The sequence below is a fragment of the Phaeodactylibacter sp. genome (assembly GCF_022763345.1).
GTDB lineage: Bacteria > Bacteroidota > Bacteroidia > Chitinophagales > Saprospiraceae > Phaeodactylibacter.
Window position 1 is genome coordinate 76,993 of the sequence record NZ_JALEGS010000093.1, and the last position, 24,622, is coordinate 101,614.

Annotated in this window: 20 protein-coding genes and 1 other RNA gene; 15 read left to right on the forward strand and 6 right to left on the reverse strand. The window is 52.5% G+C overall.

The window, feature by feature from the left end:
• Nucleotides 1–11: 11 nt before the first annotated feature.
• Together MRY86_RS23620 and ssrA are read right to left on the reverse strand one after the other, a co-directional pair.
• The gene (locus MRY86_RS23620; protein WP_293565234.1) at nt 12–611 is read right to left on the reverse strand and encodes a transferase hexapeptide repeat family protein; all 600 of its coding nucleotides are present in this window, start codon (nt 609–611) and stop codon (nt 12–14) included.
• Between the two features lie 305 nt (nt 612–916).
• Nucleotides 917–1,295: a transfer-messenger RNA gene (gene ssrA, locus MRY86_RS23625) on the reverse strand.
• A 352-nt stretch (nt 1,296–1,647) separates the two neighbouring features.
• On the opposite strand from ssrA, the gene MRY86_RS23630 reads away from it, so the two are divergent.
• The 6 genes from MRY86_RS23630 to MRY86_RS23650 all read left to right on the forward strand — a co-directional run bounded on the left by MRY86_RS23630 (nt 1,648) and on the right by MRY86_RS23650 (nt 7,993).
• Complete coding sequence (locus MRY86_RS23630; protein WP_293565232.1) at nt 1,648–2,619, forward strand: ketoacyl-ACP synthase III; 972 nt, start codon at nt 1,648–1,650, stop codon at nt 2,617–2,619.
• A gap of 568 nt (nt 2,620–3,187) precedes the next feature.
• Nucleotides 3,188–4,264, forward strand: coding sequence for a serine hydrolase domain-containing protein (locus tag MRY86_RS23635; RefSeq protein ID WP_293565230.1), 1,077 nt, complete (start codon nt 3,188–3,190; stop codon nt 4,262–4,264).
• A 246-nt stretch (nt 4,265–4,510) separates the two neighbouring features.
• The gene (locus MRY86_RS23640; RefSeq protein WP_293565228.1) at nt 4,511–4,726 is read left to right on the forward strand and encodes a hypothetical protein; all 216 of its coding nucleotides are present in this window, start codon (nt 4,511–4,513) and stop codon (nt 4,724–4,726) included.
• 209 nt (nt 4,727–4,935) lie between these two features.
• A complete protein-coding gene (locus MRY86_RS27255; protein ID WP_363325389.1) occupies nt 4,936–5,163 on the forward strand; it encodes a PIN domain-containing protein in 228 nt (75 codons plus the stop codon).
• Nucleotides 5,164–5,292: 129 nt separating this feature from the next.
• Nucleotides 5,293–5,754 (forward strand): (2Fe-2S)-binding protein, encoded by a 462-nt coding sequence (locus MRY86_RS23645; protein WP_293565226.1) that lies wholly within the window; start codon nt 5,293–5,295, stop codon nt 5,752–5,754.
• Between the two features lie 43 nt (nt 5,755–5,797).
• Nucleotides 5,798–7,993 carry a molybdopterin cofactor-binding domain-containing protein gene (locus MRY86_RS23650; protein WP_293565224.1) on the forward strand — a complete coding sequence of 732 codons (2,196 nt, stop codon included), beginning with the start codon at nt 5,798–5,800 and terminating at the stop codon, nt 7,991–7,993.
• Nucleotides 7,994–8,144: 151 nt separating this feature from the next.
• On the opposite strand, the gene MRY86_RS23655 is transcribed toward MRY86_RS23650, so the two are convergent.
• Nucleotides 8,145–8,621: a retropepsin-like aspartic protease gene (locus tag MRY86_RS23655; protein ID WP_293565222.1), complete on the reverse strand. Its 477-nt coding sequence runs from the start codon at nt 8,619–8,621 to the stop codon at nt 8,145–8,147.
• 209 nt (nt 8,622–8,830) lie between these two features.
• Between MRY86_RS23655 and MRY86_RS23660 the strand changes: the two genes are divergently transcribed.
• Nucleotides 8,831–10,237 (forward strand): PLP-dependent aminotransferase family protein, encoded by a 1,407-nt coding sequence (locus tag MRY86_RS23660; protein WP_293565220.1) that lies wholly within the window; start codon nt 8,831–8,833, stop codon nt 10,235–10,237.
• Here MRY86_RS23660 and MRY86_RS23665 read toward each other — a convergent pair.
• Entirely contained in the window at nt 10,227–11,510 is a 1,284-nt protein-coding gene (locus MRY86_RS23665) for a GNAT family N-acetyltransferase (RefSeq protein ID WP_293571973.1), read from the reverse strand. The two genes, MRY86_RS23660 and MRY86_RS23665, sit on opposite strands and share 11 nt — an antisense overlap.
• 125 nt (nt 11,511–11,635) lie before the next feature.
• On the opposite strand from MRY86_RS23665, the gene MRY86_RS23670 reads away from it, so the two are divergent.
• The 6 genes from MRY86_RS23670 (at nt 11,636) to MRY86_RS23695 (ending at nt 19,372) form a co-directional block, all read left to right on the forward strand.
• Complete coding sequence (locus MRY86_RS23670; protein ID WP_293568871.1) at nt 11,636–12,103, forward strand: OsmC family protein; 468 nt, start codon at nt 11,636–11,638, stop codon at nt 12,101–12,103.
• Nucleotides 12,100–12,591, forward strand: a complete 492-nt coding sequence (locus MRY86_RS23675; protein ID WP_293568873.1) for an NAD(P)H-dependent oxidoreductase — start codon at nt 12,100–12,102, stop codon at nt 12,589–12,591. The genes MRY86_RS23670 and MRY86_RS23675 overlap by 4 nt, the downstream gene beginning before the upstream one ends.
• A gap of 164 nt (nt 12,592–12,755) precedes the next feature.
• Nucleotides 12,756–14,720 (forward strand): von Willebrand factor type A domain-containing protein, encoded by a 1,965-nt coding sequence (locus MRY86_RS23680; protein WP_293568875.1) that lies wholly within the window; start codon nt 12,756–12,758, stop codon nt 14,718–14,720.
• A gap of 25 nt (nt 14,721–14,745) precedes the next feature.
• Nucleotides 14,746–16,077, forward strand: coding sequence for a T9SS type A sorting domain-containing protein (locus MRY86_RS23685; RefSeq protein ID WP_293568877.1), 1,332 nt, complete (start codon nt 14,746–14,748; stop codon nt 16,075–16,077).
• Nucleotides 16,078–16,471: 394 nt separating this feature from the next.
• Nucleotides 16,472–17,806, forward strand: coding sequence for a radical SAM protein (locus MRY86_RS23690; protein ID WP_293568879.1), 1,335 nt, complete (start codon nt 16,472–16,474; stop codon nt 17,804–17,806).
• A gap of 39 nt (nt 17,807–17,845) precedes the next feature.
• Nucleotides 17,846–19,372: a radical SAM protein gene (locus MRY86_RS23695; RefSeq protein ID WP_293568882.1), complete on the forward strand. Its 1,527-nt coding sequence runs from the start codon at nt 17,846–17,848 to the stop codon at nt 19,370–19,372.
• 40 nt (nt 19,373–19,412) lie between these two features.
• Here MRY86_RS23695 and MRY86_RS23700 read toward each other — a convergent pair whose 3' ends face one another.
• Nucleotides 19,413–20,531 (reverse strand): hypothetical protein, encoded by a 1,119-nt coding sequence (locus MRY86_RS23700; protein ID WP_293568884.1) that lies wholly within the window; start codon nt 20,529–20,531, stop codon nt 19,413–19,415.
• Entirely contained in the window at nt 20,528–21,589 is a 1,062-nt protein-coding gene (locus MRY86_RS23705; protein WP_293568886.1) for a hypothetical protein, read from the reverse strand. The genes MRY86_RS23700 and MRY86_RS23705 overlap by 4 nt, the downstream gene beginning before the upstream one ends.
• Before the next feature lie 83 nt (nt 21,590–21,672).
• Here MRY86_RS23705 and MRY86_RS23710 point away from each other — a divergent pair, with 83 nt between their 5' ends.
• Together MRY86_RS23710 and MRY86_RS23715 are read left to right on the forward strand one after the other, a co-directional pair.
• Entirely contained in the window at nt 21,673–24,102 is a 2,430-nt protein-coding gene (locus MRY86_RS23710) for an aminotransferase class III-fold pyridoxal phosphate-dependent enzyme (protein WP_293568888.1), read from the forward strand.
• Between the two features lie 77 nt (nt 24,103–24,179).
• Nucleotides 24,180–24,620, forward strand: coding sequence for a hypothetical protein (locus MRY86_RS23715; protein ID WP_293568890.1), 441 nt, complete (start codon nt 24,180–24,182; stop codon nt 24,618–24,620).
• Nucleotides 24,621–24,622: the final 2 nt, after the last annotated feature.

Here is a 24,622-nt window from a genome sequence, read left to right on the forward strand (position 1 = left end):
TAAGCTCTTTATTATTCTTCCCGTTTGATCGCCTCCCATGTTGCGTACAACGCTTCCTGCCGGGGGCGGTCAGCCGGGATTTCCCGAAGGGGCTCTACCGGCTTCAGCGTGGCGTGGCAGTCGCCCGGCAGCGTCTGATACAGCTGTGTGCCTTTGGTCTTCCAGGCGATCATTTCGTCGCTTACGGTCTTGATGACTTTGCCCGGATTGCCCACCACCAGGCTGCGGGGCGGGATTGCTGCTTTAGCCTTCACGAAAGTAAGCGCCCCGATGATAGACTCCGCCCCGATGACGGCATTGTCCATGATGACGCTGTTCATGCCTACCATGCAGTTACGGCCAATATGCGCACCGTGGATGATGGCACCGTGCCCGATATGTGCCGATGCTTCCAGGCGCACCGTCACCCCCGGGAACATGTGGATGGTACAGTTTTCCTGCACATTGCAGCCGTCTTCGATCACGATACCGCCCCAGTCGCCACGGATCGCCGCCCCGGGCCCGATATACACATCCTTGCCTATGATAACATTACCGGTCACCACCGCCTGCGGGTGCACGAAAGCCGATTCGTGGACAACGGGGATGAAGCCTTTGAAAGCGTAGATCATAATTGTAGTTTAGAAGTCCATTCCAATTGTTGTTTTGGAAAAGTAATAAAACGCCTGGAATTGCGCTGGTTTTCGCTTTAGGATGAGCGGGCATAAGTGCTCAAATTAGAGAGTCAAAATCCATAGCGCGCCTTTAGGTGCGCTATCTTGGTAGGAAATAGGTGGCAGCTGGGGAGTGCCGTGCCGTAGGTGCGGAATGTGTTATTGATCGTATATTCCGTACACATGAGCCATGACCAGGAAGGCCTGGTGTATTGCGAAAACAAAAAAGGCTACCCTTCCGTAAGGAAGCGGTAGCCTTATTGTTGTGGAGACGGCGAGAGTCGAACTCGCGTCCAGCGAAAGCACTCATAAGCCTTCTACATGCTTAGTACCACATTGAAATTTTCGAGCCTGGGGGAGGTCGCGGTACCCACCTATGACCAGACCTTAGCCCCTTAATTTCGCAGTCTGTTCGGAGCAGGGCAGACCACTAGCCTAAAGGGTTGGTTGATATGCGGCACGCTGTGTATTAGGCGTCAAGCGTACGGCACAAAGGCTTTCTAAGACCTAGTCTTAGGCAGCCATGGCATACTGTGTATTGCCATGTAAAAGTGTCAATAGCCATTTGTTAACGGAGTGAACTATCGTGCTCCGGCATGCTTACTTACCAGTTTACTTCCCTGTCGATTCCAGTACGTCCCCTACTAACCGCCGTAGCCCGAAGGGCGAAGGAGGTCTATGGTCACCGTAACCAATGGGTCGAAGGAAACCTTTGATAGCCGAGATTGTTAAGCCCCGGCTGATTGTACTGAAGCGCCATCGGCACCATCAGCAGTTTTGACATTTTGTCAAGGGAAAACTGAATCTTTCAGCTTTCAAAGAACTATACCCATAACATCTCAAAGCCTGTCATTAGTTCAATCGGCAGCAAAAAAAGTAAAAACCGACCTTTCACCGCCAAACATTTTAAGCTTGCTAAATAGCGAATAAAATCTATTTTTGCACCGCAAAAAGACTTTAATAATCAGAGCCTCAGCCGATAACACCCTAACACATGCAAGCGAAAATCACGGCCATCGGTGCCTATGCACCAGAACAAATTATTGATAACCACTACTTTGAAGGCTTTATTGAGACCTCCGATGAATGGATTCAGTCCCGTACCGGCATAAAAACCCGCCACTTTGCCCGCCAAAATGAGTACACCGGAGATCTCAGCGAAAAAGCCGCCCTCAACCTGGCCAAAACCTACGGCAAAGACCTGAGCGATGTGGACTTTATCCTGCTCGCTACAGTATCCCATGACCACGTCATGCCCAGCGTGGCAGCAGTCTTACAGCACCGGCTGGGTATCCGGCAGGCAGGAGCGCTTGATGTTGCAGCGGCTTGTGCAGGGTTCGGCTATGGCATTGCTTTAGCGAAAAGCATGATAGAGTCCGGTATGCAGCGCAAAGTACTTGTTATTGGAGCGGAAGTCCTTTCCAAAGTCATCGATTATTCTGACCGCACTTCCTGCATACTCTTTGGTGACGGCGCAGGGGCGGTATTGGTGGAGGCATCGGAACAAGGCAACATAGGTGCCTGCATTGTGGGCGCTGAAGGCAGTGGCGGACAGGACCTCTACCTGTCCAATCAATCTACGATGATCAATGGCGAACCCATCAAAGCTAGCGGCAAAATTTACCAAAACGGCCGCAAGGTCTTCAAATGGGCCGTCAACCGCATGACTGAACAGGCCAAAGTATTGCTGGAAAAGAACAACCTGACGATCAATGACATCGACTGGTTCGTACCCCACAGTGCCAATATGCGCATCATTGAGGCGATCTGCAAAGGCATCGGCCTGCCGGTGGAAAAAGCCCTCGAAAGCCTATCCGTCTATGGCAACACCTCCTCCGCTTCCATCCCACTGGCCCTGAACGAAGGCGTCAAATCCGGCAAGGTCAAAAAAGGCGATAAAGTGATGCTGCTCGGTTTCGGTGGCGGGCTTTCCTATGCGGGGACTGTTGTGGAGTGGGGGGTGTAGAATCGGTACTTTGTCTATCTGCCTTTAGGTTGTAATTAATTAGCTTTTGATGCACGGAGGCTGTTGTGTGCTCACCGGGTGCATCAAGTCGGGCCATGCCCCGGGCATTCACCCGATGCGTATTTCGTGTGCTCATGGCAGTACGCCGGGCGAAGGGAGAGCGCCCGGCGAGGCAGCCTCACCGGGTGCACTACGTCCAGCCATTGCCGGGGGATTCACCCGGTGCGCTTTTAGTTGGCTCGTATTCAAACTACCCAAGACGGAGAGAGCGCCGGGCGAGAAGAGGACGCCCGGCGATGACTTCCGCAGGTGTACCCACTCCAACCAGATACCCTGCCTGTCATTGCCAAAAGACTGATTAACAGCCGATAGCCTGCTCCCTTTTTACCAATTTTATCCCTATCACCTCAAAGTTCGGATTTACCGCACACGTTCAGGATTTCATTTCCGGACGATTGCCCGCGCAATGCCCTGCATCTTTGTACTGTTGTTAGTTTCAAATGATTTAGAAATCACCCGTTTTTAAGAAATCACCCACTTTTTACACCCGACAAAATTGAAGTCACCTATGAAAAACCTGTTTTTCTTTTTTCCAATCCTCCTGTCCATTGTCATTCTGTTTACTTCCTGTGAAGACGATGATACGGTGACACCTGGGCCCACCCCTTCTTACACCAATGCGCTGGACTACGCCCAAGCCTCCGGGTTTCAGGGCAGCATGCTGCTGCGCAAGGGCGATGAGGACCTCATCCGGCAGGGCTTTGGAGAGGCTAGGGCAGGGGAGGGCATCATGAATGCCACAGACACCAAATTTCGTATTGGCTCCATGTCTAAGGCATTCACCGTGCTGGGCATTTTGCAACTGCAAAGAACAGGGCTGATCGAAAGCCTCGACCAAACCATCAGTGCATTTGCGCCCGATTTTCCTTACGGCAGTCAGATCACCCTGCGGCACCTTATGTCGCATACTTCCGGATTGCCGGACCACGTTGCGACCTTTGAAGAATTGTACGAGCAACAAAATGCCTTCCTCACACCAGAGGACATCGTGGATGCCTATACAGAGGCCTTACAGGAAGAAGAATTGCTATTTGAGCCCGGTAGCAATTTCCACTATTGCAACGCCAATTACCTGCTTCTGGCCACACTTGTGGAAGCACTTTCAGGCCAGCCCTACCACGAGTACCTGCAATCTACCGCGCTGGAGTACCTGAATATGTCAGACACTTATCCCAGCGCCAACGACTTCGGCATAATAGGCGAAGCGGTGGGCTACCTGAACGGTGCACCGGTGGAGCCCTACCCCATGTCGGTTGCCTTCGGTGCGGGCGACTGGGCCAGTACGATAGGAGATATGGAAAAATGGGGCGATGCCTGGATGGGCGATTTGCTCACTGGCCTGGAGCAGGCAGCGGTCTTTCCTGCCCCTGCACAAGATGATGCCACCTCCGTTGGGCTGGGCTGGTTTGCCATCCGCATACAGGGAGAACTGGTTTATTTCCATGGCGGAGATGTGGACGGCTTTACTTCGCTCATTGCCCTGTTCCCCGAGTCCGATGGGCTGTTCATTGCCCTAAGCAATCAGGAAGGGCAGCGCAGTACCCTGGACCAGATGATGGAAACCTTCGCGATACAGGAATTTTAATTAGCATTTTGGGATATGCATGGCCCGCGCCTCGATGAGGTGCGGGCTTTTGCTTATGTCTCGTGCGACTAGACCGAATTAATTGATAATATTTTCACACTTGAGCCCGTTTTTGGTGCGCGATCTTTAACTGTCAAAGATTTGCGACTCAGTCCACTAGGGCAATAAGGTCAACGATAGGAAGCCCAAGATGTTTCTCTTGAAAGGATGGAAAAAAAGAACTAACTTAATCATCAATGATGAAAGATGAAAATATTAGATAAGCCATTAAGTAACCTCCAGATTGAGCTGCTTCAACTATACAGTCAGGATGTCAGTGACGAAGACCTCATTGCTATAAAGCGAATGCTTGCTCGGTATTTTGCTGATAAAGCATCCGATGAGATGGATAAATTATGGACTGAAAAAGGGTGGACAAACGAAACGATGGATAATTGGCTAGAAGACAAGGAAGGATTGTAATAAGGAAAATGACAAGTAATTAATGAGAGTCGTTCTTGACACGAATAGCCTGCTGTAAGCATAGGGAGGTACTCAAAATACAGACCAATATTTGATTCGTTATTGAAAGGGCGTATCCGACTTTTAGTTTCTACAGAAATCCTAAATGAATACAGATAAAAATTAGAAGAAAAACCAATCTTACCGTAGCTGAAAACTTGTTGGACTTTATGGTTCGTTCTCCAGACGTAGAAAAAATTGAAGTCTACTTTAAATGGGCAATAATTACGCAAGATGAAGATGATAATAAGTTTGTGGACTGTGCACTAAATGGCCGAGCCCATTACCTTGTGACTGACGATAAGCATTTCAGGGTTTTGAAACAAATAGGCTTCCCTCCAATCCAGGTTATTCGGACCAAAGATTTCCTGCTAGAGCTTACGAAGTCAGATGAGTAGAAAGAAAACGGATAAATTATACTTATTTTATGGGGCTGCACATACAAGTTAATAACAAAAGCCCCTCCCGCCCACATCCATTCCGGCGTTTTTTCGTTACCTTACCAGTTGTAACCAAAACTCCTTCCAATGGCTAGTTTTACACTCCAAATTAACGGTAAACCTCAAACGGTAGAGGCGGCACCAGAGACGCCACTGCTTTGGGTATTGCGCGACCATCTCCAAATGACCGGCACGAAGTACGGTTGTGGCATCGGTCAGTGCGGCGCTTGTACCGTTCACCTCAATGGCACTGCTATGCGGTCCTGTTCCCTGCCCGTATCAGCGGTAGGTGATAAAGCCATCACGACCATCGAAGGGCTTTCCGAAAAAGGCGATCACCCGGTACAGCAGGCATGGCTCGAGCACGATGTGCCACAATGCGGTTATTGCCAGGCGGGCCAGATTATGACGGCCTCTGCCTTCCTCGCCAATACGCCCAAGCCCACCGATGCGCAAATCGAAGCGGCTATGAACGGCAATCTCTGCCGGTGCGGTACCTACACCCGCGTGAAAGCAGCGGTCAAAACAGCTTCCGCTAAAATGGGCTAATGACCTGCACCTTCAACCTAATTCCTAAATCGAACTTCACATTATGTCTACTATAAAAACTGCGGTTAACCGCAGATCCTTCCTGAAAGTCTCCGCTGCTGCCGGCGGCGGTATGCTCCTGGGCTTTGGCTGGCTGTCATCCTGCGCCCGCGAGCCCGAAACCGGACTGGAAATCCCGGAATCCTGGACTGACATCAACGCGTTCCTGAAAATCGGGGATAATGGCGTGGTGACTATCATGTCGCCCAATCCGGAAATCGGCCAGAATGTCAAGACCTCTATGCCCATGATCGTGGCCGAGGAACTCGATGTCGACTGGCAAAAAGTCGTGGTGGAACAAGCCGGGCTGGATACCGAAAAATTCACCCGTCAGGTGGCGGGCGGCAGCCAATCCATCCGTCAAAGCTGGAAAAGCCTCCGTACTGCCGGTGCGACTGCCCGGCGTATGCTTATGGAAGCAGCGGCCAAAGAATGGGATGTGCCTGTATCCGAACTGACCACTGAGCAGGGAACCATTCACCACAAAAGCAGCGGCAAATCCATTGGTTACGGTGCCGTGGCGACTGCAGCGGCTACCCTGGAAGTGCCCGAAGAGGTGGAACTAAAAGACCCTAAAGATTTCAAAATTATCGGCACCAGCCGCAAAAACGTGGATGCCCAGGAGATCGTGACCGGCAAGCCGCTCTTCGGCCTGGATGTACAGAAAGAAGGCATGCGCATCGCCATGATTGCCCATCCGCCGGCCTTTGGGCAAAAGCTCAAATCGTTTAATGCAGAGGAGGTCCTCAATATGCCTGGCGTGGAGCAGGTCTTTGCCATTAATGCTGCACCGGAGGGGATCGAACTGCAGTGGTCGGATACCAACGCTTTCCCGGAACTGGTGGCTATTGTCGGCCGCTCTACCTGGGAGGTCATGCAGGCGAAGAAAGCCCTCAGCGTAGAGTGGGAAACTGCGGAATCTCCGGAGTCTTCTGCCGGCCACGAAGCCGCCCTGTCTGAGCTCATGGACAAAGCCGCCGATGAGCCCGCCCGCCGCGATGGCGATCCAGACAAAGCTTTCCAGGGCGCTGCCAAAGTGATTGAGCGGACCTACGCCGCACCATTCCTGGCGCACAATACCCTGGAGCCGATGAACTTCTACGCTAATGTGACGGCTGACAAGGCCGAACTCGAGGGCCCTATTCAAACCCCGGCTTCCCTGCGCAAGACCGTAGCGGCGCTGTTGGGCATGGAAGAAGCACAGGTCTCCATAATGCTGACCCGGATGGGTGGTGGTTTTGGCCGGCGCCTGTACGGCAACTTTGGTTCTGAAGCCGCGCTGATTTCCCAAAAAGCCGGCGTACCGGTCAAGCTCGTGTACACCCGTGAGGATGATATGACGCAGGGCACCTACCGCCCGGCCTACAAAGTGAAGTACCGTGCGGCGCTCGATGCGGACAATAAGCTGCTGGCCTTCCACGTGCGTGGGGCAGGGGTGCATGGCAGCCCGGTCTTTGAAAACCGTTTCCCTGCCGGTGCGGTAGCCCACTATCTGGCAGAGCACCATGACCTGGGCTCCAATATTTCCACCGGTGCCTGGCGGGCGCCCCGTTCCAACTTTATGGCCTACGCTGAGCAGGCTTTTATTGATGAGATTGCCGAAGTCACCGGGCAAGACCCCATTGATTTCCGTTTGCAGCTGTTTGAAAAAGCACAGCAGTCGCCGGTTGGGGAGAACAACGATTACGATGCCGCCCGCTATGCCGGCGTACTAAAGCTGGTGAAGGAAAAAGCAGGCTGGGGCGAGCCCACACCGGGTCTGCACCGGGGCGTTTCGGCCTATTACTGCCACAACAGCTACGTGGCACAGGTGGTCGATGTGGAGATGCAAGGCAGCACCCCCCGGATCAAAAAAGTATGGTGCGCGGTGGACTGCGGTATTGTGGTCAACCCCGATGCCGCCCGCAACCAAATTGAAGGGGGCATCGTCGATGGCATCGGGCATGCGATGTACAGCGCCATCACCTTCAAAAACGGCAGCCCAGAGCAGCAAAACTTTGACCGTTACCGGTTGATCCGCAACTCGGAGGCCCCACTGGAGATTGAGACCTTCTTTGTGGATAACGGCATTGATCCAACCGGGCTGGGCGAACCCTCCCTGCCGCCCATTCAGTCGGCTCTGGCTAATGCCCTGTACCGGGCTACCGGGCAGCGCATCTACCGGCAGCCATTCGTTTCAGAGAATGAAGTACTGGGGTAACAAAACGGGCACCGGCGGGACCGGTGCCCTTCTACGAATTAAAACAAAAAATAAAACTCAGGCGTGTGGGGTACCATGCGCCTTTTTCTTTGAGCGGGGAGCGCAGGAGCATAGCCTGCACCGCGCCCCCTTCAACTCAAAATAGTATGCTTTACCGCCGGGTGAGCAATATCTGCGCCTGCTCGAAATCAAGGATAGCATGGTTGCGGTGAAAAAAATCTGCGCCCAGTATGCCCGATATCTTATACCGTTTGGGAAGCTTGAAATCCTGAAGCAGGCTCAGGTCTGTGGTATAGAACCGGCAACCCCGCAGCCGTTCGCCCTGATAAGATACCCGGATATTCGAGGTGACCATGAACCGTGCTGTTCCGCCCAGGCCGTAGATTTTGCCCTGTCCGTTTTCCGGGTGGAAAGCAAAGTCAAGCCTTTCTGCCTCCTGCTGGTCGATCAGAGAAATACCGGAACCGGTATCGACAAGGAAGTAGGCATCCTGCCCATTTACCTGCAGCTGGGTAAGCAGTACCCGCCTGACTTGGTCTAATGCCAGCCTGAGGGTGTCTTGCTGCCCCTTGAGTACGGCAGTGCTGCTAAACAGGGATAAGAGGAGAACCAGGAAAAGGTCTTTCATAGTCAAAGAGTCTGATGGTGATGGGCACGAAATTACAGTCCTTCAGAAGCCCGGGAAATAGTCAGTTCTGCGCTTTTTGAGCATATCAGTTTCAAAAGCCCGGAAATACAGTGTTCACGGAATACTGGAGGAGCAAAGCTTTAGGATCTGGACTGCACGATTTTTAGGCCTTCATTGTTAAATGGCAAAGATGATTTAACCTATTAGCTATGATCAGTGAAAAACGATACCTCTACGAAGACATCTACCTTCAGGTCAAAACCCATATTCACCACGGTAATTACCGTCCAGGAGACAAGCTCAAATCGGTCCGGGTGTTTAGCCAGGAATTGGGTGTGAGCCCGACTACGATTTTCAATGCCTATTACAAGCTGGAGGCAGAAGGGCTGATTACGGCCCGGCCCAAACAAGGCTATTTTGTACAGGAACAACTGCCAAAGGCGGCTCCCGGTAATGGGGATGGAAGCCGAGCGGTAGCCAAGAAATCCCTGATTCAGGAGGTGGTGGAAGCATCCCGGCAACCGAGGTTGATTGACTTTTCCACGGGTGTGCCTGGCCCTGATTTGCTACCCGGAGACCGGATCCATAAAAGCATACGGAAGGCTTGTCAGGCGCACCCGGAAGTCTGTACCCGCTATCCAGACAGCCGTGGGTTGCCGGAGCTGCGCCGCAATATTTGCAAACTGGCGCTAAGCTGGGGGCGGGCTTTCCACGAGTCGGAGGTACTAATCACTGCCGGTTGTATGGAAGCCATGGCACTCAGCCTGCGCGCTTTAACCCGGCCCGGAGATACCGTTGCCATAAGTGATCCGGCATACTTTGGTACCCTGCGCCTCATGGAAGTACTCGGGTTGAAGGTACTGCCACTGCCCTCTAATGGGCCGGCAGGAACAACGACGCATGCACTCCGGGAAGCGATGGCATCAGGGCGTATTAAAGCGGTGGTGCTCATCCCCAATTTCAATAACCCCAACGGAGCGTTACTTTCCACAGCGGACAAGGAAGCTATTGCAGGTATTGCTGCCAGGTATCAGGTGCCAGTGATTGAGGATGATATCTATGGGGAACTGTTTTACGAGGGGCAGCGCCCGGTCAACATCAAGACCTTTGATAAGGAAGGCTGGGTGATTTACTGCAACTCGTTATCCAAAACTCTGACGCCGGGGCTGCGCATCGGCTGGGTAATTCCGGGGCGCTTTTACGAGGCCATATACGAACAGAAAATCGTGCACAATCTGTCTACTTCCGGCTTGTCCCAGGCTGCGCTTTCTTACTTTCTGGCAAAAGGTCGTTACGATAGCCACATGCGCCGCTTACGCCGGGAGATGCGGATACGGGTGGCACAGCATTTCAAGCTGATTGAACAGTTTATGGGGGACGTGGTTGATACCCATTTGCCGCCGGGTGGTTTGGTCGGTTGGCTGTCACTCCGGAACGGCAAAGACGGGATGGGAATTTACCGGAAGGCCCGGGCAGCAGGCATAGGCATCGTTCCCGGTACGGTTTTTTCTCCAGGTGATCGGTACGATACCTTCCTTCGGATCAGCCTGGGGCTGCCCCTGACCGATGAACGTATATCGGCACTGGCGCAGCTTGGAAGGATCATCAGGGAGTAGGCGGCCAGGATAAGCCAAAGTGCTGAAGCAGCATTTTTTCAAAAGTCTGTTCCTGGTCTAAGGGCGTAACCTGTTTTTGCCCCCCTTCCGTGAATTTCAGTTCCTGATCGGTGAGGGTGACCCGCTTGCCACCGGGGAAGGACTGTGTGATGAGCCGTTTGTTAGGAAAGGGCGACTCCGGCGAGGTTTGGTGGTACTGCGCCATGGCTGCATATTCTTCCATTCGCCTTGGTGTATCATCGAAGCGGTAGTTGGGCACCCATTGATCGTCTTGCCATTGACTTAAAAGATATTGATATTCATTCAGCTGCCGGATTTGAAAACACCCGGCATCATTTTCTACAGCAGCTCCGTCCTTTATGGCAATGGGGAAAAGCGACGCATTGCCAAAGCCTACATCGGCAAGCATGGGCCCTTCGGGTTGGTTGACCCAAATGGCCATATGGTCAAATGGAGGCCCGTATGCTTCCTTTTCCGGTGAGTAGACCTGTGCCTGAATCAGCTGCGCTTCATAGCCTAGCGTTCGCAGTACCCACCCAAAGAGCTGGTTCTGCTCGTAGCAAAAACCGCCCCGCCGGTGGTGCACAATCTTGCGGTAGACATCCTGCAACCGAATAGATATAGACCGGCCGAGATGGATGTCCAGGTTCTCAAAAGGGATGCTGTGGAGGTGGGCAGCTTGTATCGTGTTCAGGTCAGGCTTCGCATTTGGCGATAAGCCAATCCGTTCGAGGTAAGCAGGTAGCCCTCCGGTGGGCTTGCTGTAGATTATATTATCTCCCAACCGGTGGCTTTTATCATGACGGTCAAAACCCATGTAGCGCAGCAGGCTTATGGAAGGCGCATTATCCCGATGGGTAAAGGCATGGACCCACTCCAGTTGAAGCTGGTACCTGGCATAATCAAGAACGACAGCCATTGCTTCGCGCATGTAGCCATAGCCTTGTGCCTGTATCAGTAGCTCATACCCTAAATCAGCGGCAGTACGTTTTGTATTGAACCGCCACAGGCAGATGGTCCCAAGTGCCGAGTTGTCTGTTTTCGAAAGAATAGCCCAGTACAGGTATTTGCCCTGAGCAGTCCCCTCCAGTATCCAATCAATGAATTCAGCCGCTTCTGCGCGGGATTGCATGAGCGGGCGGTCGAGGTAGCGCCGAATCAAAGCATTGGACCGAATTTGAAAAATCAGCTCCTCGTGGTCAGGAGAGAGTGGCCGAAGATAGAGCCGTTCGGTTTCCAGCCGCGTGCATTCAGAATAGGGTGTATGGTTCATATTGCCGGGTTTGTTTCTAAATTACAAACGAAAATTGAAACCACAACGATATTTCCGGTCTGGCCTGCCCGGTTTTTGCCGTACTGGTTGGGGCGCCATAAGGTTTATGTTCCTAATTTTGGGATATGAAAAAGCATCATTACCAACTTCACCTACAGTGGACCGGCAACACCGGCAGCGGCACCCGGAACTACACCGCCTATAGCCGGGATTACGAAATCAACGCGCCTGGCAAGCCCACCTTATATGGCAGTGCTGACCCGGCATTCCGTGGCAATCCGGAACGCTACAATCCGGAGGAGATGCTCGTCGCTTCCCTTTCAGCCTGTCATAAGCTCTGGTACCTGCACCTTTGCGCCGAAGCGGGCATTACCATTGTGGCATATGAAGACGAGCCGTCCGGGCAAATGCTTCAAACGCCCGATGGAGGCGGTCATTTCGAATGGGTGGAGCTGCGCCCATTTGTGACCATTGTGGAAATCGCAAAACAGGAACAAGCGGAGGCGCTGCACGAGCGGGCACATCAGCTGTGCTTTATTGCGAATTCCTGTAATTTCAAGGTAAGTTGTAAGGCAAAAATCCAGGTGCAATGAGAGGAGTGATCATCGTAGGCAGTGCCCGCCGGGATGGGGATACCGCCCGATTGGTCCAAATGCTGGCTCAATTGTCCGGCTGGCCAGTCATCGACCTTCATGATTACAACATCAGCCACTATGATTATGAGCATGCCAACCGGGAGGACGACTACCTGGAGTTGATGCGGGCGCTTATCGCGCAGTACGACCTGTTTTTGCTGGCTACTCCGGTGTATTGGTACGCCATGAGCGGTGTGATGAAAGTTTTCTTTGACCGGCTCACCGACCTGCTCACCATTGAGCAGGACCTGGGGCGGCAGCTCAGGGGCAAAGCTATGGCTGCCATCGCTGTTTCCATTGGCAATAATCTGGGTGAGGATTTCTGGCTGCCCTTTTCGAAGACCGCAGCATACCTGGGGATGGAATACCGGGGGCATCTGCATACCCTTGCTGATGAGCTCCGGGAGGAGGAGTTGAACCGGTTCTTAAATAGCTTAGGAGGCTGACGTATTGCGCTTCAGTTAGCTTTTGAAACAGTGGTTTTGTGTTCTTTCTGATTTTAGCAACCTGACATATGCCCACAATCCGGTTCGCGCCCGGCGGGGAATGCGGCTATCTTGGCACCAATTCCGGATGCAGTAAAGTTACTGTCCGGTGAAAACGATTAGCTATGAAAACGAAACTACTGGCCCTGCTAGCCCTTTGGGTGCTGGCCCTGCCCCTTTACGCTCAAACTTCTCTTTCCGGAAAGGTGACCGATGATACTGGTGAGCCGATTATTTTCGGTTCAGTAGCGCTTTATAAAAACGGTGTGCTCATCACCGGTACGGAAACCGACTTCGATGGCTATTACCACTTTGCCAGTCTTGATCCCGGCACCTACGCCGTCGAAACTTCCTACGTAGGGTATACGAAGCAACGTATCGAAAGGGTGCTCGTCTACGCAGGCAAAGCCAATAAGCTGGATATAGAAATGACTGCAGATGCGGTCAACCTGGATGAAGTAGTGGTGACCAGCTATAAAATTCCCTTGGTGGAGCAGGACAATTGCACGCAGGGAGCGACAATAGTCAGTGATCAAATAAGAAATTTGCCCACCCGCAACATCAACAGCCTTGCTGCAACAACTGCTGGCGTCTCGGGCGCCAAGGCTTCGAATGAATTGAAAATCCGCGGCTCCCGCAGCAATGCCACCGATTATTATGTGGATGGCATCCGGGTGCAGGGCAATGCCATCCCCGAACAAGCTCCAACGGCTGCCGGCGAAGGCTACGCCGAGATCGTGGAAAACGAGTTTATCGCCGCCGGAACAGAAGCCTTTTCCACCTTTTCTATCGACGTAGACAAAGCCGCCTACAGCAACGTCCGCCGGTTTATTACGGCCGGGCAATTGCCTCCCGCTGATGCCGTGCGCACGGAAGAGCTCATCAATTACTTTGACTATGCCTACCCACTGCCGGAGAGAGGCAATGCTTTCGCCGTAGAGACCGAGCTGGGCCCCTGCCCCTGGCAGGAAGGGCATCAGCTGCTGCACATTGGTATCAAAGGGTTTGAAGCGAGCCCGGTGGATGCACCCCCTGCCAACCTGGTCTTCCTGATTGATGTTTCCGGCTCTATGGGCAGCGCAAACAAACTGCCACTTGTCAAGCAGGCCCTGGGATTGCTCACAGAAGAACTGAGGGCACAAGACCGGGTTTCCATCGTCACCTACGCAGGCGGCTTTCAGGTGGCACTGCTGCCTACCCCCGGTGACCAAAAGGAGCAGATCATGAACGTAGTCAACAAGCTGGGCGCCGGCGGAGGTACAGCCGGAGGCGCTGCTTTGCACCGCGCGTACGAACTGGCCAGCCAGTACTTTCAGCCCGATGGCAGCAACCGGGTCATCCTGGCGACTGATGGCGATTTCAATGTCGGTATTTCCAGCCCGGAGGAACTGGAAGCCTTTATTGCTGAAAAGCGGGCCACAGGTATCTACCTCAGCGTGCTGGGCTTTGGTACCGGCAACTACAAAGACGACCGCCTGGAGATATTAGCCAATAAAGGCAATGGCAACTACGCTTACATTGATGGGATTAAGGAGGCCGAAAAGGTCCTGGTCACTGAAATGGCAGGCACCTTGTTTGCGATTGCGAAGGATGTGAAGCTGCAGGTGGAGTTTGATTCCAATACCGTGCAAACGTACCGCCTCATCGGTTACGAAAATCGCCTGCTGGCAAAAGAAGACTTTGAAGATGATACCAAGGATGCCGGGGAACTGGGAGCCGGGCATACCGTAACCGCCCTGTACGAAATTGTGCCCCAACCGGGTGCGGAAAGCGAACCATTAGGCACGCTCCATCTCCGCTACAAAGAGCCGGCCGAGTCCCAGAGCCGCTACCTGAAACACGAATTGCCAGGCGATGTCCAACTGCTTGAACAAACCTCTGAAAACTTCCGCTTCGCAGCCGCAGTAGCGACTTATGCACATTGTCTGCGGGATTCCAAACATAAAGGGCTGGCTACCCTCAGCCTGGCCCGGGAACTAGCCGATCAGGCCCGTCAGGATGACCTGGAAAACTACCGGGCAGACTTCGTAGAACTGATCAAACAAACCGAAAACCTGACGGCACAGCTGGCAACGGCCGGGCAGAAATAAACCTCCTACTCCAAAATTAATGGCTATGAAAAAGATGACTTTGAACCTTGCATTACTGCTTTTTGCCCTGGCTCACTTCACCACTGCCGGCAACGCTGAGCAGGCAACTCAGCCCATGGACACCCTGCCCCTTTCCAGCTGGGCGGCTCCGCCATTCATGGAGGCCTGGCAGGCTACCCTTAAAAATGATTTTCAGGCTTACGAAAAGTACTGGCAATTGAATTACGCCCGGCCATTTCCGGTGAAGGTCCTGAACAAGCAAGGGCAGCCTGTAGCCAATGCTCAGGTGCGCCTCAATGATGAGGATGGGGCAACCCTGTGGAGTAGTTGGTCCAACCTAAATGGAACCGCTGTGCTATGGAGCAAAGGCACCGGAGCGGCTAAGCAACTGGTGGTCAGTCTGGGCAACCGGGAAATGGCCGTAGCGATTGATGGCAATTTCTCTTCCGGAGAAACGGCAACACTGGTTTTGGACGTGCCCTGCCAGGAACTTAAGGGAGCGGACATCCGCTTTTTGCTGGATGCTACCCATTCCATGCGGGATGAGTTCGAGGGGCTGTTGAATTCACTCACCGCTCAGGAGCATCCCATCTATCTTGCCAGAGATGCAGGCGAGCGCTTCCTCATTCAGGATATCAGTAGCGGGTCAGCCCCGGCATTCACCATCCAGGCAGCTGGCGGCGGCCCCGATGAGGAAGCTATGGATACGCTCTTGCTCTCCGCTTTGGCACATGCGGATTGGGATACTGCTGCCCCCGCCCGGGTGCTCGTCTACCTCACGGATGCAAAACCTGCCCGGACGCCTGAGGCGGCAGAAAGAATGCGCCGTGCCATTCAGCGGGCTGCGCAGAAGGGAGTCGCTTTGTGGCCCATTGCCTGTAGCGGATTGGATGCAGAGGGAGAGTACCTCCTGCAAAGTATGGCTCTGCAAACTGGTGGGCAGTACGCCTGGCTGGAAGATACTCCGGGCAGTACTGAGCTGCACCGCCGGCCTATCTTGTCAGGTAATGCCGTGCCCTCGGATTTGAGCACCTGGCTACAAACACAAACTAACAAGATCGACGATTTCTACAGTTGTACCTCAGATCAGCCGGAGGCACCGGCCGCTGCTCAGGCAGCACCGGTTGCTTTCGGTTGTTTTCCGAATCCGGCGCGGACGGAGGTTACGCTTAAAGTGCCTGCTTTCGCTGAGCATATCACCCTGTATAACGCTGCCGGTCAGCCGGTCAGGGACTGGAAAGCGGTTGAGATGGGGGAGACCACCTTTAGCGTCGCCCAATTGCCCGCAGGCTCCTACCGCCTGGAGGCTGCCGCCGGATCGGACCGCTGGGGGGCTAGCCTTTTGGTGGTGCGGTAATTCACAAAGGGACTTTTTCAGCTTGCAATCCTGGGAAGATTCGCAAGAGCGAAACTAGTACACTGTGTAATAAATTTTTAAGCATTTTGAAGGGCTCTTTTTCCCTCACTCATCGTTGCGTGCTCGCCTTCGTAGCTTAGGCTACGAGACTCCGCAGCGCCTTGATTGAGGAAAAAATACCCTCGTTCAAAATACTCACTAACTTAATACACAGTGTACTAGTGTTTGGTTTTATTTGTACATAAGGGCATTGGTGTCAGATAATTTTATTAAATTCACCAGTGACAATTGGAAATTTGACAAAAGCCCCGTTTTGCCATTGACCTGATGTTGCAACTGGTATGCTGAGCTTTTGGCAATAAGCCATACCTAGTTTTTAACAAGTCCCCCAGTTATGTCCTCAAAACCAAAAATCCTGCTCGTTGCCCCTACCGCACTGGATTATCAGGGCAACCCCATCAAGCAAAAAAAACTACATCTTCCAGCACTGACTTTACCTATGCTTGCGGCCATTACGCCTGAGGATGAAGCCGATGTTACGCTGGTATCTGAAACCTCCGAAGATATTCCGTTTGGGGAACACTGGGACCTGGTCGGCCTGACAGGTATGGGCTCCGGTCTGGCGCGGGCTTACGAGATTGCGGATCAATTTCGGGAAAAAAAGGTGCCTGTGGTGATTGGAGGAATTGCAGCAAGCCTGTGCGAACAGGAATGGACGCTGAAGCACGCCGATGCACTGGTGATAGGCGAAGCAGAGGAAGTCTGGCCAGAGGTTATTGCCGATTTTAAAGCCAACCGGTTGAAGCCCGTCTACCGGATGGAGCGTACACCAGATATCAACACCCTGCCATTGCCCCGTTACGACATGATGAATGCCCGTAAACTGGGGATGTGGAGGCCGGTTCAAGCGACCCGGGGATGCCCTTTCCCCTGTAGTTTTTGCTCCATCCAAACCTTTTTTGGCCGGCGGTACCGGAAACGCCCTGTAGATCAGGTCATCCGGGATGTCCGGGAAGCTAAGCGGTCGGGCAGCCGGTATATCGTTTTTATTGATGACAATATCGGCGTGGACTGGGACTATGCGGCGGAGTTGTGGGCTGCGCTCATTCCTGAGAAAATCATTTGGATGAGCCAATGCAGCATTCAAATCACAGACCGGCCGGAAATGCTGAAACTGGCCTACCGCAGTGGTTGCCGGCTGTTGTCCATAGGCGTGGAGACCACCAATCAGGATAGCCTGATGACCGTAGGTAAAGACTTCAACCATCCCAGCAAGTACAAGGAACAGATCCGACGGATGCGGAAGTTTGGTATTGATATTTCCACCGAGATGATCATTGGAATGGATGCAGATAAGCACGCCACTTTTAATTCGACCTACGACTTTATCGTCGACAACAAAATCGCCGTGCCACGGGTCCACATTCTCACTCCGGTGCCAGGTACTCAGCTTTACAAGGAAATGGAGGCTGAGAACCGGCTGATTAGCAAAGATATTGGAAAGTTCAGCGGAGGAAAGGTGGTCTTCCACCCGAAGCACATCACTGCTGAAGCCCTGCAGGACAATTACTGGAAGCTATACGAAAAGCTGTACACCCCCAGGAATATATTCCGCCGCCTAAGCGGTAGCCCGATGAATTTGAGCCCTTACATGCGCTTGTTCCTTACCGGGGTAAATCTGCATTACCGGGGGCACATCAAGAATCGCATTACACCAGGAATCGTTTGACCCTGATTTATTTGAATAACACCCAAAACCTATACCCCTATGAAAATTCTCCTCGTTCGCCCGCCTGTCCCCAAACATACTATTGGATTGAAGAATGTAATGATTTGTGAGCCATTGGAACTCGAATACGTTGCTGCCGGCCTGGAAGGCCATGACGTGCAAATCATGGATATGATCCTTGAAAAGGGTTTCACAAAACGGCTCAGGTCATTTTCGCCGGATGTCATTTGCACGAGTTGCTACATTTCCGGGGTGAATGAGGTGATCAAGCTTTGCCGGAAGGCGAAAATCTGGAATCGCGAAGTCAAAACCATTGTTGGGGGCGTACACGCTTCCCGCTGTGCGGAAGATTTCGCTGATCCGGCTATAGACTGCATCGTTCTGGGAGACGGCACTTCTCAGATATCCACTATCGTAGAAGCCCTGGGGGAGGATAAAGCCCTGTTATCTGTACCAGGGCTGGCTTTGCCTGTTGGACCTAATAAGGTACTGAAGACTAAGGGCAAAGCCTACATGCCCAACGCAGATACCCTGCCACTTCCAAGGCGTGACCTTGTCGCACATTTGCAGCATAGGTATTACTATATTTTTCACCGGCCTGTTGCCACCATGAAGACGGCCTGGGGCTGTTGGTACAAGTGCAACTTTTGCTTTACCTGGCGTATCACAGACGGGCACCCTTACGCCCGAAGCCCGGAATCCATTGTGGAAGAGCTCGAGCAGATTGAGGCAGAGGATGTCTATATTGTGGATGATATCTTTCTGATCAAGTCCTCCCGCCTGAACAAGCTGGCAGCGCTGATCAGGGAGCGGGGCATAAAAAAGAAGTATTTGGTGTATGCCCGCGCTGATTATATTGCGGAAAACGAAGATGTAATCGCAGATTGGGCAGAACTCGGGCTGTCTGCTGTCTTCATTGGCCTGGAGGCCACGACAAATCCGGAATTGGATTCGATGGACAAAGAATGCTCCGTTGACCTGAACGAAAAGTCAATCGCAGTATGCCGAAAGTACGGCGTTGATGTCTACGGGTCGCTTATACCTGGCCCGGACTATACCGAGCAGGAATGGAAAAACCTGTTTGCATTTATTGAGCGCAATAAGTTGTATTACGTCAACATTTCCCCACTTACCCCAATGCCCGGCACGTTGATTTGGGATTTGTATAAGGACCGGATTACGGTACCCAGAGAGGCGCATGGGCTCTGGGACTTGTCGCATATGCTGATTGAAACCAAGATGCCGCTAAAGCAGTATTACCGGTGGCTGCTGAAAACGTATATGCGGACGATGCTTGATATCAGCCGGGCAGACCGGTACGCGCTTCGCACCCGTCCTCCGGTATGGTCCTTCCGTTACTTCCGGATTTGGAAAGGTATGATTAAGATTATGTTCCAGTTCCTGACTGCGCACCGGCACCATACCCCCCGTGAGCTGGCGAAAGCCATGTACAAGGGCGAACCTGTGCCAGGGCTGGATTACCGGGATTGGGCATCAATAGCTTCAACCCTTGAAACAGAGGAATGGACCGTGCAGGAAAAAGTACAGAATGCGGCCTTCAGTTGATGCAGCCAAGGTGCTGTAAACTGTGAACAAGCAACACCGTCTAAATGGGCTTGGCAAAAACTTTATACGTCTTCGCTGGCTTCCCACCTATGTTTCGGATAATGCGGTTCATCATCAGGTTGTTGCCCATGACATAGCCGGCTTCGGTCCATTTGATTCCGGCTTCGGTGAAGAACCGGGACGTTCTTGCGTAAAAACACCAGTCAATACCCATGCGCCGGAAAGCAGGCAAAACACCCAGGATGAGCAAGCGGGCACCGTTGATTTGGGGCTTGGCCAGGAGTTTGGCCCATCCGAAGGGAAAAAGCCTGCCCTCCGGGATTTTCCTAAGGATCTGATTGACATCAGGTACGGTGACCATATAACCGATGAGTTGTCCGTCTTTTTCTGCCAGAAGTACATTTTCCTTTTGCACGATTTTCCGAAGGTCATTCGCTAAAAATCTAAATTCTGCTACCGTAAGCGGCACAAATCCCCAGTGCCCTTCATTGGCTGCATTATACACCTGGCGCAGCTGCTCCATTTCTTCACCAAAGTGGCTGAAGTTGACAGGGCGGATCCGGATATTGTGGCGCTTGAGCCGGGCCTCTATAGTCTGAGCCCGCTTCATGAAATCCGCGGGCAGGTCTACTTGCTCAAAACGGTAGGCATGCAATTCCATCTGCTCTGTCATTCCGTTGTTGTTGAGTAGGGACTCATAGTAAGGCCTATTGTAAGGCATTTGCACAACAGGTGGTTGTTCAAAACCTGCGGTGAGTATGCCTACAGCATGGTTGGTGGTAAAATTTTCCGGGCCCATGATCCCTGTCATGCCCTGGCTGGCCAGCCATTTGCCAGCTGCATGGAGCAAGGCATCGCAAACCGCCTGATCGTCGACCGCATCAAAGAACCCGAAAAAGCCAGTTCTATCCTGATACCGTTCCAGGTGCTTGGTGTTGTAAATAGCTGCAACCCTGCCAGCCATCTGCGTACCGTTATAAGCCAGGAAATAAGCCGCCCGGGAGTGCCTGAAGAAGGGGTTCTTAGGGCCCAGAAAGTTGCGTTCGGACCAGTTGAGCTCAGGGATATAGTTGGGGTCGCCCTGGTACAGTTTGTGGCGAAAGCGAATGAACGCTCTAATCTGCCGGGGACTAATGGCCTGTTCAATGCGAATACTCATAAGCCTTTTTTGAATACATGAACTTCCGGGAATACAGCCCGGTAGCCAATTAGCGGCTTTAGTTGGCGTAGCATCCATCTGATAGCCGGGCGGCGGTGGTACAAAAACATCTGTTTGGGGATTAGGGCTCCTCCGAGGCGCATTTTGGGTATTTCTGCCGTCTGCCCCAAATCCAGTTGGGTGCATTTTTGCTCCAGAGCTATCCTCAAAATACCAAAAAGGTTATTGAAGTAGCTGTCGTAAAGCTCCAATTGGTCATAGTTCATACCACCAAAAAAGAAATAACAGCAGTGCGCTTCCCGGCAGGTGATGGACCAGCAAAGCATTGTAGAGCGTTCCCGCCGCTCAGGATCAGCGTCAGGCGAGCTGCTTGTTGTGGGAATAGGCAAATAATAGGTAGTCAGCTGAAAGGCCGGAGGCAGGCTTTTAAAGAATGCTTCCGTCAGGGTCTCCAGCCGGGAGGGCGTCCGTTTCAGTATAGCCAGGTATAGTTGGTAATGCCTGGCAGAAAACGCATCGCAATTTGTCGTGACCTGCTCCACCTGGTCAAACCTGGCCGTAATCCGTTTAAGCCGGCGCCGGTAAGATGACCGCAGGCTTCGCTGGTAGTCTGCCCAGCTTGACTGCCTGAGGTCCAGGATTAAGTTTGGTAAAATCGGCATCGAAATACCTGGGGCTACCCTCAGCTCCGGCGCAAGGTTGACGCCCAGCAGAAGCCCGCGCTCTACAGCTAAAAGCCGTTGTATAATATCGGCAGCAAACCGGGGCGCTCCTGTCACTCCGGGCGCAGATACGGAAGCCGGCAAGCCAATGACCTGCATTTTGACCGGGCTTTTGAGGCTCGAGAAAGTGAACAGGTCGATCTGTAAAGTATATACTACAGCGGCGGCTCTAAGAGTAGCCCCCTCATAGAGCAGGTAGTATCGCTGCCGGCAGGCATTGAACTTTTCGCAGTGGCCGAGGAACACCTTTTTCTGAAAATAAGAAGTAGCAAGCCGGTCCCAGTCGTTAGGCAAATCCGCTACCTTAGTCGTTTTGACAAGCTCCGAAGTTGGCATGTGTCCTTGAATTCTGTACCCGGAAGATAGGAAGATATTTTCAGGAATCGTTATCTTGTTGTTCATCCTGAACCCCAATAGTTATGATTTACGATAACCCCTCCAGCCATGGTCAATCTAATAAATACCGAAGTGCGCTAAAAGAAAAACTCCAAGCTTTAGGGCTTGATGCCCACTATATCCGGGCAGAGGGGGACATCCTCTATCAAAAACAAGGGGCTTCGGAGCGAGCGGTCCTTGATTTGGTTGGCGGATATGGAGCGAACTTGCTGGGGCATTTCCACGAACAGCTGGTAGCTGTAGCGATGCAGTATTTTCAGGCAAAGCCTCCTGTTCTTGCTCAGGGTACGATTGGCCCAGGGCTGGAAGCCCTGAACAATAAGCTGCGGGAGCAATTTGGAGCGTATTGTGCCACCCTGACCAATACCGGAGCAGAAACTGTTGAAGCTGCTATTAAACATGCCAGCCTGGAGAATGGGAAAACGAGGTGCTGGGCGCTCCACAATGCCTATCATGGCAAGTCACTGGGCACCCTGCCATTTGCTCAGGCCCATAATGAGCCCTTTCAACGAAAGAGCCTGCCAATTGACTTTCTTGACCCGAACCAGCCGGATACCTGGGAGCAAGCATATGCTCATATTGATGAGGTTTCCTTTTGCATCGTAGAGCCGATTCAGGGCGAAGCTGGCGTGGTGCCTTTACCGGAGCAGTTTGTGGATTGGCTCAACAGCGTCACAGGGCAGCATGGTATTCCCATCATTGTGGATGAGGTTCAGACCGGACTGGGCCGTACCGGGACCCTGCTGGCAGCGGATCAGATTGGTTTGCGGAAGGACTATATCTGTTTGTCTAAAGCGCTTGGTGGCGGCATAGCAAAGATTGGAGCGCTTCTGGTCAAAGAAGAAAGGTTTGTCCCTGAGTTTGCCATGCTGAACACCTCTACATTTTCTGACGATGGGTGGAGTGTGGCTATTGCCAATGCTGTACTTGATATCATCTTAGAGCAAGATCTGGCAGCACAATGCGCTAAAAAGGGAGCTTACTGGAAAAAGGAGCTGATGGCGGTACAAGCGGCGTTTCCTGAAGTGCTAAAATCCGTCCGGGGCAGTGGCCTTATGTTGGGTATTGAATTTCATGCCCCCGGCCGCTCGGCTTCCAACCTGTTGCGCAATCTTGCCGGAACGGCCTATCTGGGTTATGTCATAGCCAGCTATCTTTTGGAGCGGCATCAGATCCGTGTCATGCCAACGCTAAGCAATCCAAATACCATCCGGGTGCAGCCTTCTGCTTATGTTTCCAAGTCGCACCTGTCCCGCTTCCTCAGGGGGCTGCGGTCGGTTTGCGAGCGGATAGAACGGGCGGATGCAGGAGGTTTGATTGGCCACCTCGCGCACCGAAAAGCCGCCGCTGCAAAAGATTATAGCCATCAAAATACCTTCAAGCATCAGCCGCCTGCCAGTAAAAAGAAGGTCGCCTTTTTGGGGCACTTTATTACGGCCAGGGATTTGGCATTGTGGGATGCTTCCTTTGCGGACTGGTCCGCTCACGAATTGGAACACCTGTTAGACCGGACCGCCAAACTCCTGGACCCGGTGGTTTTTGATGAGGTCAATGTACATTCTGTCAACGGGGACACCACCCACCTGAGCTTTATCGGCTTGTTCTTAGATTCCCGCCTTATAGAGTCGGCCTACCGCACCCGGGATTATGAATGGATCGTTGATAAGATCAGGCATGCCGCCAGCCTGGCTGAAGCAGCAGGCTGCCAGGTACTGGGATTAGGGGGTTACACCTCTATTTTGACCAAAAATGGAAAACGGCTGGAACGCCCGGGGCTGACGGTAACCACCGGAAATTCACTAACCGTAGGTTTTGGGTGGGAGGCTATCGCCCGGGCAGCCCGGATACAGGAGGTGCAATTGCGGGAAGCCGCTGTGGCGATAGTTGGCGCCGGCGGCAATATCGCCAATACCTATGCTACCCTTCTGGCAGGTGAGGTGAAGCGCCTGGTGCTGGTTCCACGGCTGCTGCAAAATCCTAAAGTCGCCCGGCTACGGCAAACCTTATCCCTGCAGTATCCCGAACTACAGATTGACATTACCGACCGGTTAGATACCGTGAAAGACTGTGAAATAATCGTGGCTTCTTCCAATTCCAGCATGCCCGTTCTCTTTCCGGAACATTTGTCGCTAACAACCAAAATCATCTGCGACCTCGCTGTGCCTTCGGATGTGGCTGAATCAGTGGGAACGATATGGCCAGAAATCATTGTACTCAAGGGAGGCGTCATTCAGCTGCCACGAAATGAAGACTTTAAAATAGGTGGTATCCCTTTGCCGGACGGGCATGTATTTGCCTGTATGGGCGAGACCTTAGTCATGGGGCTGGACCAATGCAAGCACTTCCCCGGCTCTGTTGGCGCAGTCTCCCCGGCAGGTGTCCTGCGGATTTTAGCGTTAGCGAAGCAGGCCGGTTTTGCGCTGGGCGGGTTTAAAGAAGCAGCCTCCTATTGACAGGAATGGTAGCTGGCAAAGTCGTCTTTTTACTATCAGGCCTGTTGCCCAAAGACTAGCTTTGAAGAAAAAAGTAGATGAAGTACGTTTTTACCTTGACCCTCCTCTCGTGGCTCACAGCTTGCCAAACGGCCTGGTTGCCTTCGAAGACCGCAGAACGCCAGATTATTGAAACCCTGAAAGACGAAACCCGTTATTTTTGCGAACGCAATCTTTCGAAATGGGCGGCCCAATGGTCGCACGTCAGTTACGCCTCCAAAATGTACGGAGGCGATAATGCTTTTGTAGTATTTTCAGGTTGGGAGGCGATCCGGCAGAATACCATTGATCATATGCGCGAGCATCCCGAGCCCATTGAAGTACCGGAAGTGGAAGCGGATTACCACATTGAGTATTTTGGCAAGACCGCTTGGGTTTTTTATGCTAAAAAAAGCTCACAGGGACTGGTCCGGGAAGCCCGCTTTATGGTCCGTGAAAAGGGCGTTTGGAAGATCGCCCGCATGCAGACAATCTACTAACC

Excerpts from the sequence above, each read along its gene's own strand:
- MRY86_RS23690 (WP_293568879.1), top strand. The coding sequence starts at position 16,472 with ATGTCCTCAAAACCAAAAATCCTGCTCGTTGCCCCTACCGCACTGGAT.
- MRY86_RS23660 (WP_293565220.1), top strand. The coding sequence starts at position 8,831 with ATGATCAGTGAAAAACGATACCTCTACGAAGACATCTACCTTCAGGTC.
- MRY86_RS23650 (WP_293565224.1), top strand. The coding sequence starts at position 5,798 with ATGTCTACTATAAAAACTGCGGTTAACCGCAGATCCTTCCTGAAAGTC.
- MRY86_RS23655 (WP_293565222.1), bottom strand. The coding sequence starts at position 8,621 with ATGAAAGACCTTTTCCTGGTTCTCCTCTTATCCCTGTTTAGCAGCACT.
- MRY86_RS23715 (WP_293568890.1), top strand. The coding sequence starts at position 24,180 with ATGAAGTACGTTTTTACCTTGACCCTCCTCTCGTGGCTCACAGCTTGC.
- MRY86_RS23675 (WP_293568873.1), top strand. The coding sequence starts at position 12,100 with ATGAGAGGAGTGATCATCGTAGGCAGTGCCCGCCGGGATGGGGATACC.
- MRY86_RS23640 (WP_293565228.1), top strand. The coding sequence starts at position 4,511 with ATGAAAATATTAGATAAGCCATTAAGTAACCTCCAGATTGAGCTGCTT.
- MRY86_RS23705 (WP_293568886.1), bottom strand. The coding sequence starts at position 21,589 with ATGCCAACTTCGGAGCTTGTCAAAACGACTAAGGTAGCGGATTTGCCT.
- MRY86_RS23670 (WP_293568871.1), top strand. The coding sequence starts at position 11,636 with ATGAAAAAGCATCATTACCAACTTCACCTACAGTGGACCGGCAACACC.
- MRY86_RS23710 (WP_293568888.1), top strand. The coding sequence starts at position 21,673 with ATGATTTACGATAACCCCTCCAGCCATGGTCAATCTAATAAATACCGA.
- MRY86_RS23685 (WP_293568877.1), top strand. The coding sequence starts at position 14,746 with ATGAAAAAGATGACTTTGAACCTTGCATTACTGCTTTTTGCCCTGGCT.
- MRY86_RS23680 (WP_293568875.1), top strand. The coding sequence starts at position 12,756 with ATGAAAACGAAACTACTGGCCCTGCTAGCCCTTTGGGTGCTGGCCCTG.
- MRY86_RS23620 (WP_293565234.1), bottom strand. The coding sequence starts at position 611 with ATGATCTACGCTTTCAAAGGCTTCATCCCCGTTGTCCACGAATCGGCT.
- MRY86_RS23695 (WP_293568882.1), top strand. The coding sequence starts at position 17,846 with ATGAAAATTCTCCTCGTTCGCCCGCCTGTCCCCAAACATACTATTGGA.
- MRY86_RS23700 (WP_293568884.1), bottom strand. The coding sequence starts at position 20,531 with ATGAGTATTCGCATTGAACAGGCCATTAGTCCCCGGCAGATTAGAGCG.
- MRY86_RS23665 (WP_293571973.1), bottom strand. The coding sequence starts at position 11,510 with ATGAACCATACACCCTATTCTGAATGCACGCGGCTGGAAACCGAACGG.
- MRY86_RS27255 (WP_363325389.1), top strand. The coding sequence starts at position 4,936 with ATGGTTCGTTCTCCAGACGTAGAAAAAATTGAAGTCTACTTTAAATGG.
- MRY86_RS23645 (WP_293565226.1), top strand. The coding sequence starts at position 5,293 with ATGGCTAGTTTTACACTCCAAATTAACGGTAAACCTCAAACGGTAGAG.
- MRY86_RS23635 (WP_293565230.1), top strand. The coding sequence starts at position 3,188 with ATGAAAAACCTGTTTTTCTTTTTTCCAATCCTCCTGTCCATTGTCATT.
- MRY86_RS23630 (WP_293565232.1), top strand. The coding sequence starts at position 1,648 with ATGCAAGCGAAAATCACGGCCATCGGTGCCTATGCACCAGAACAAATT.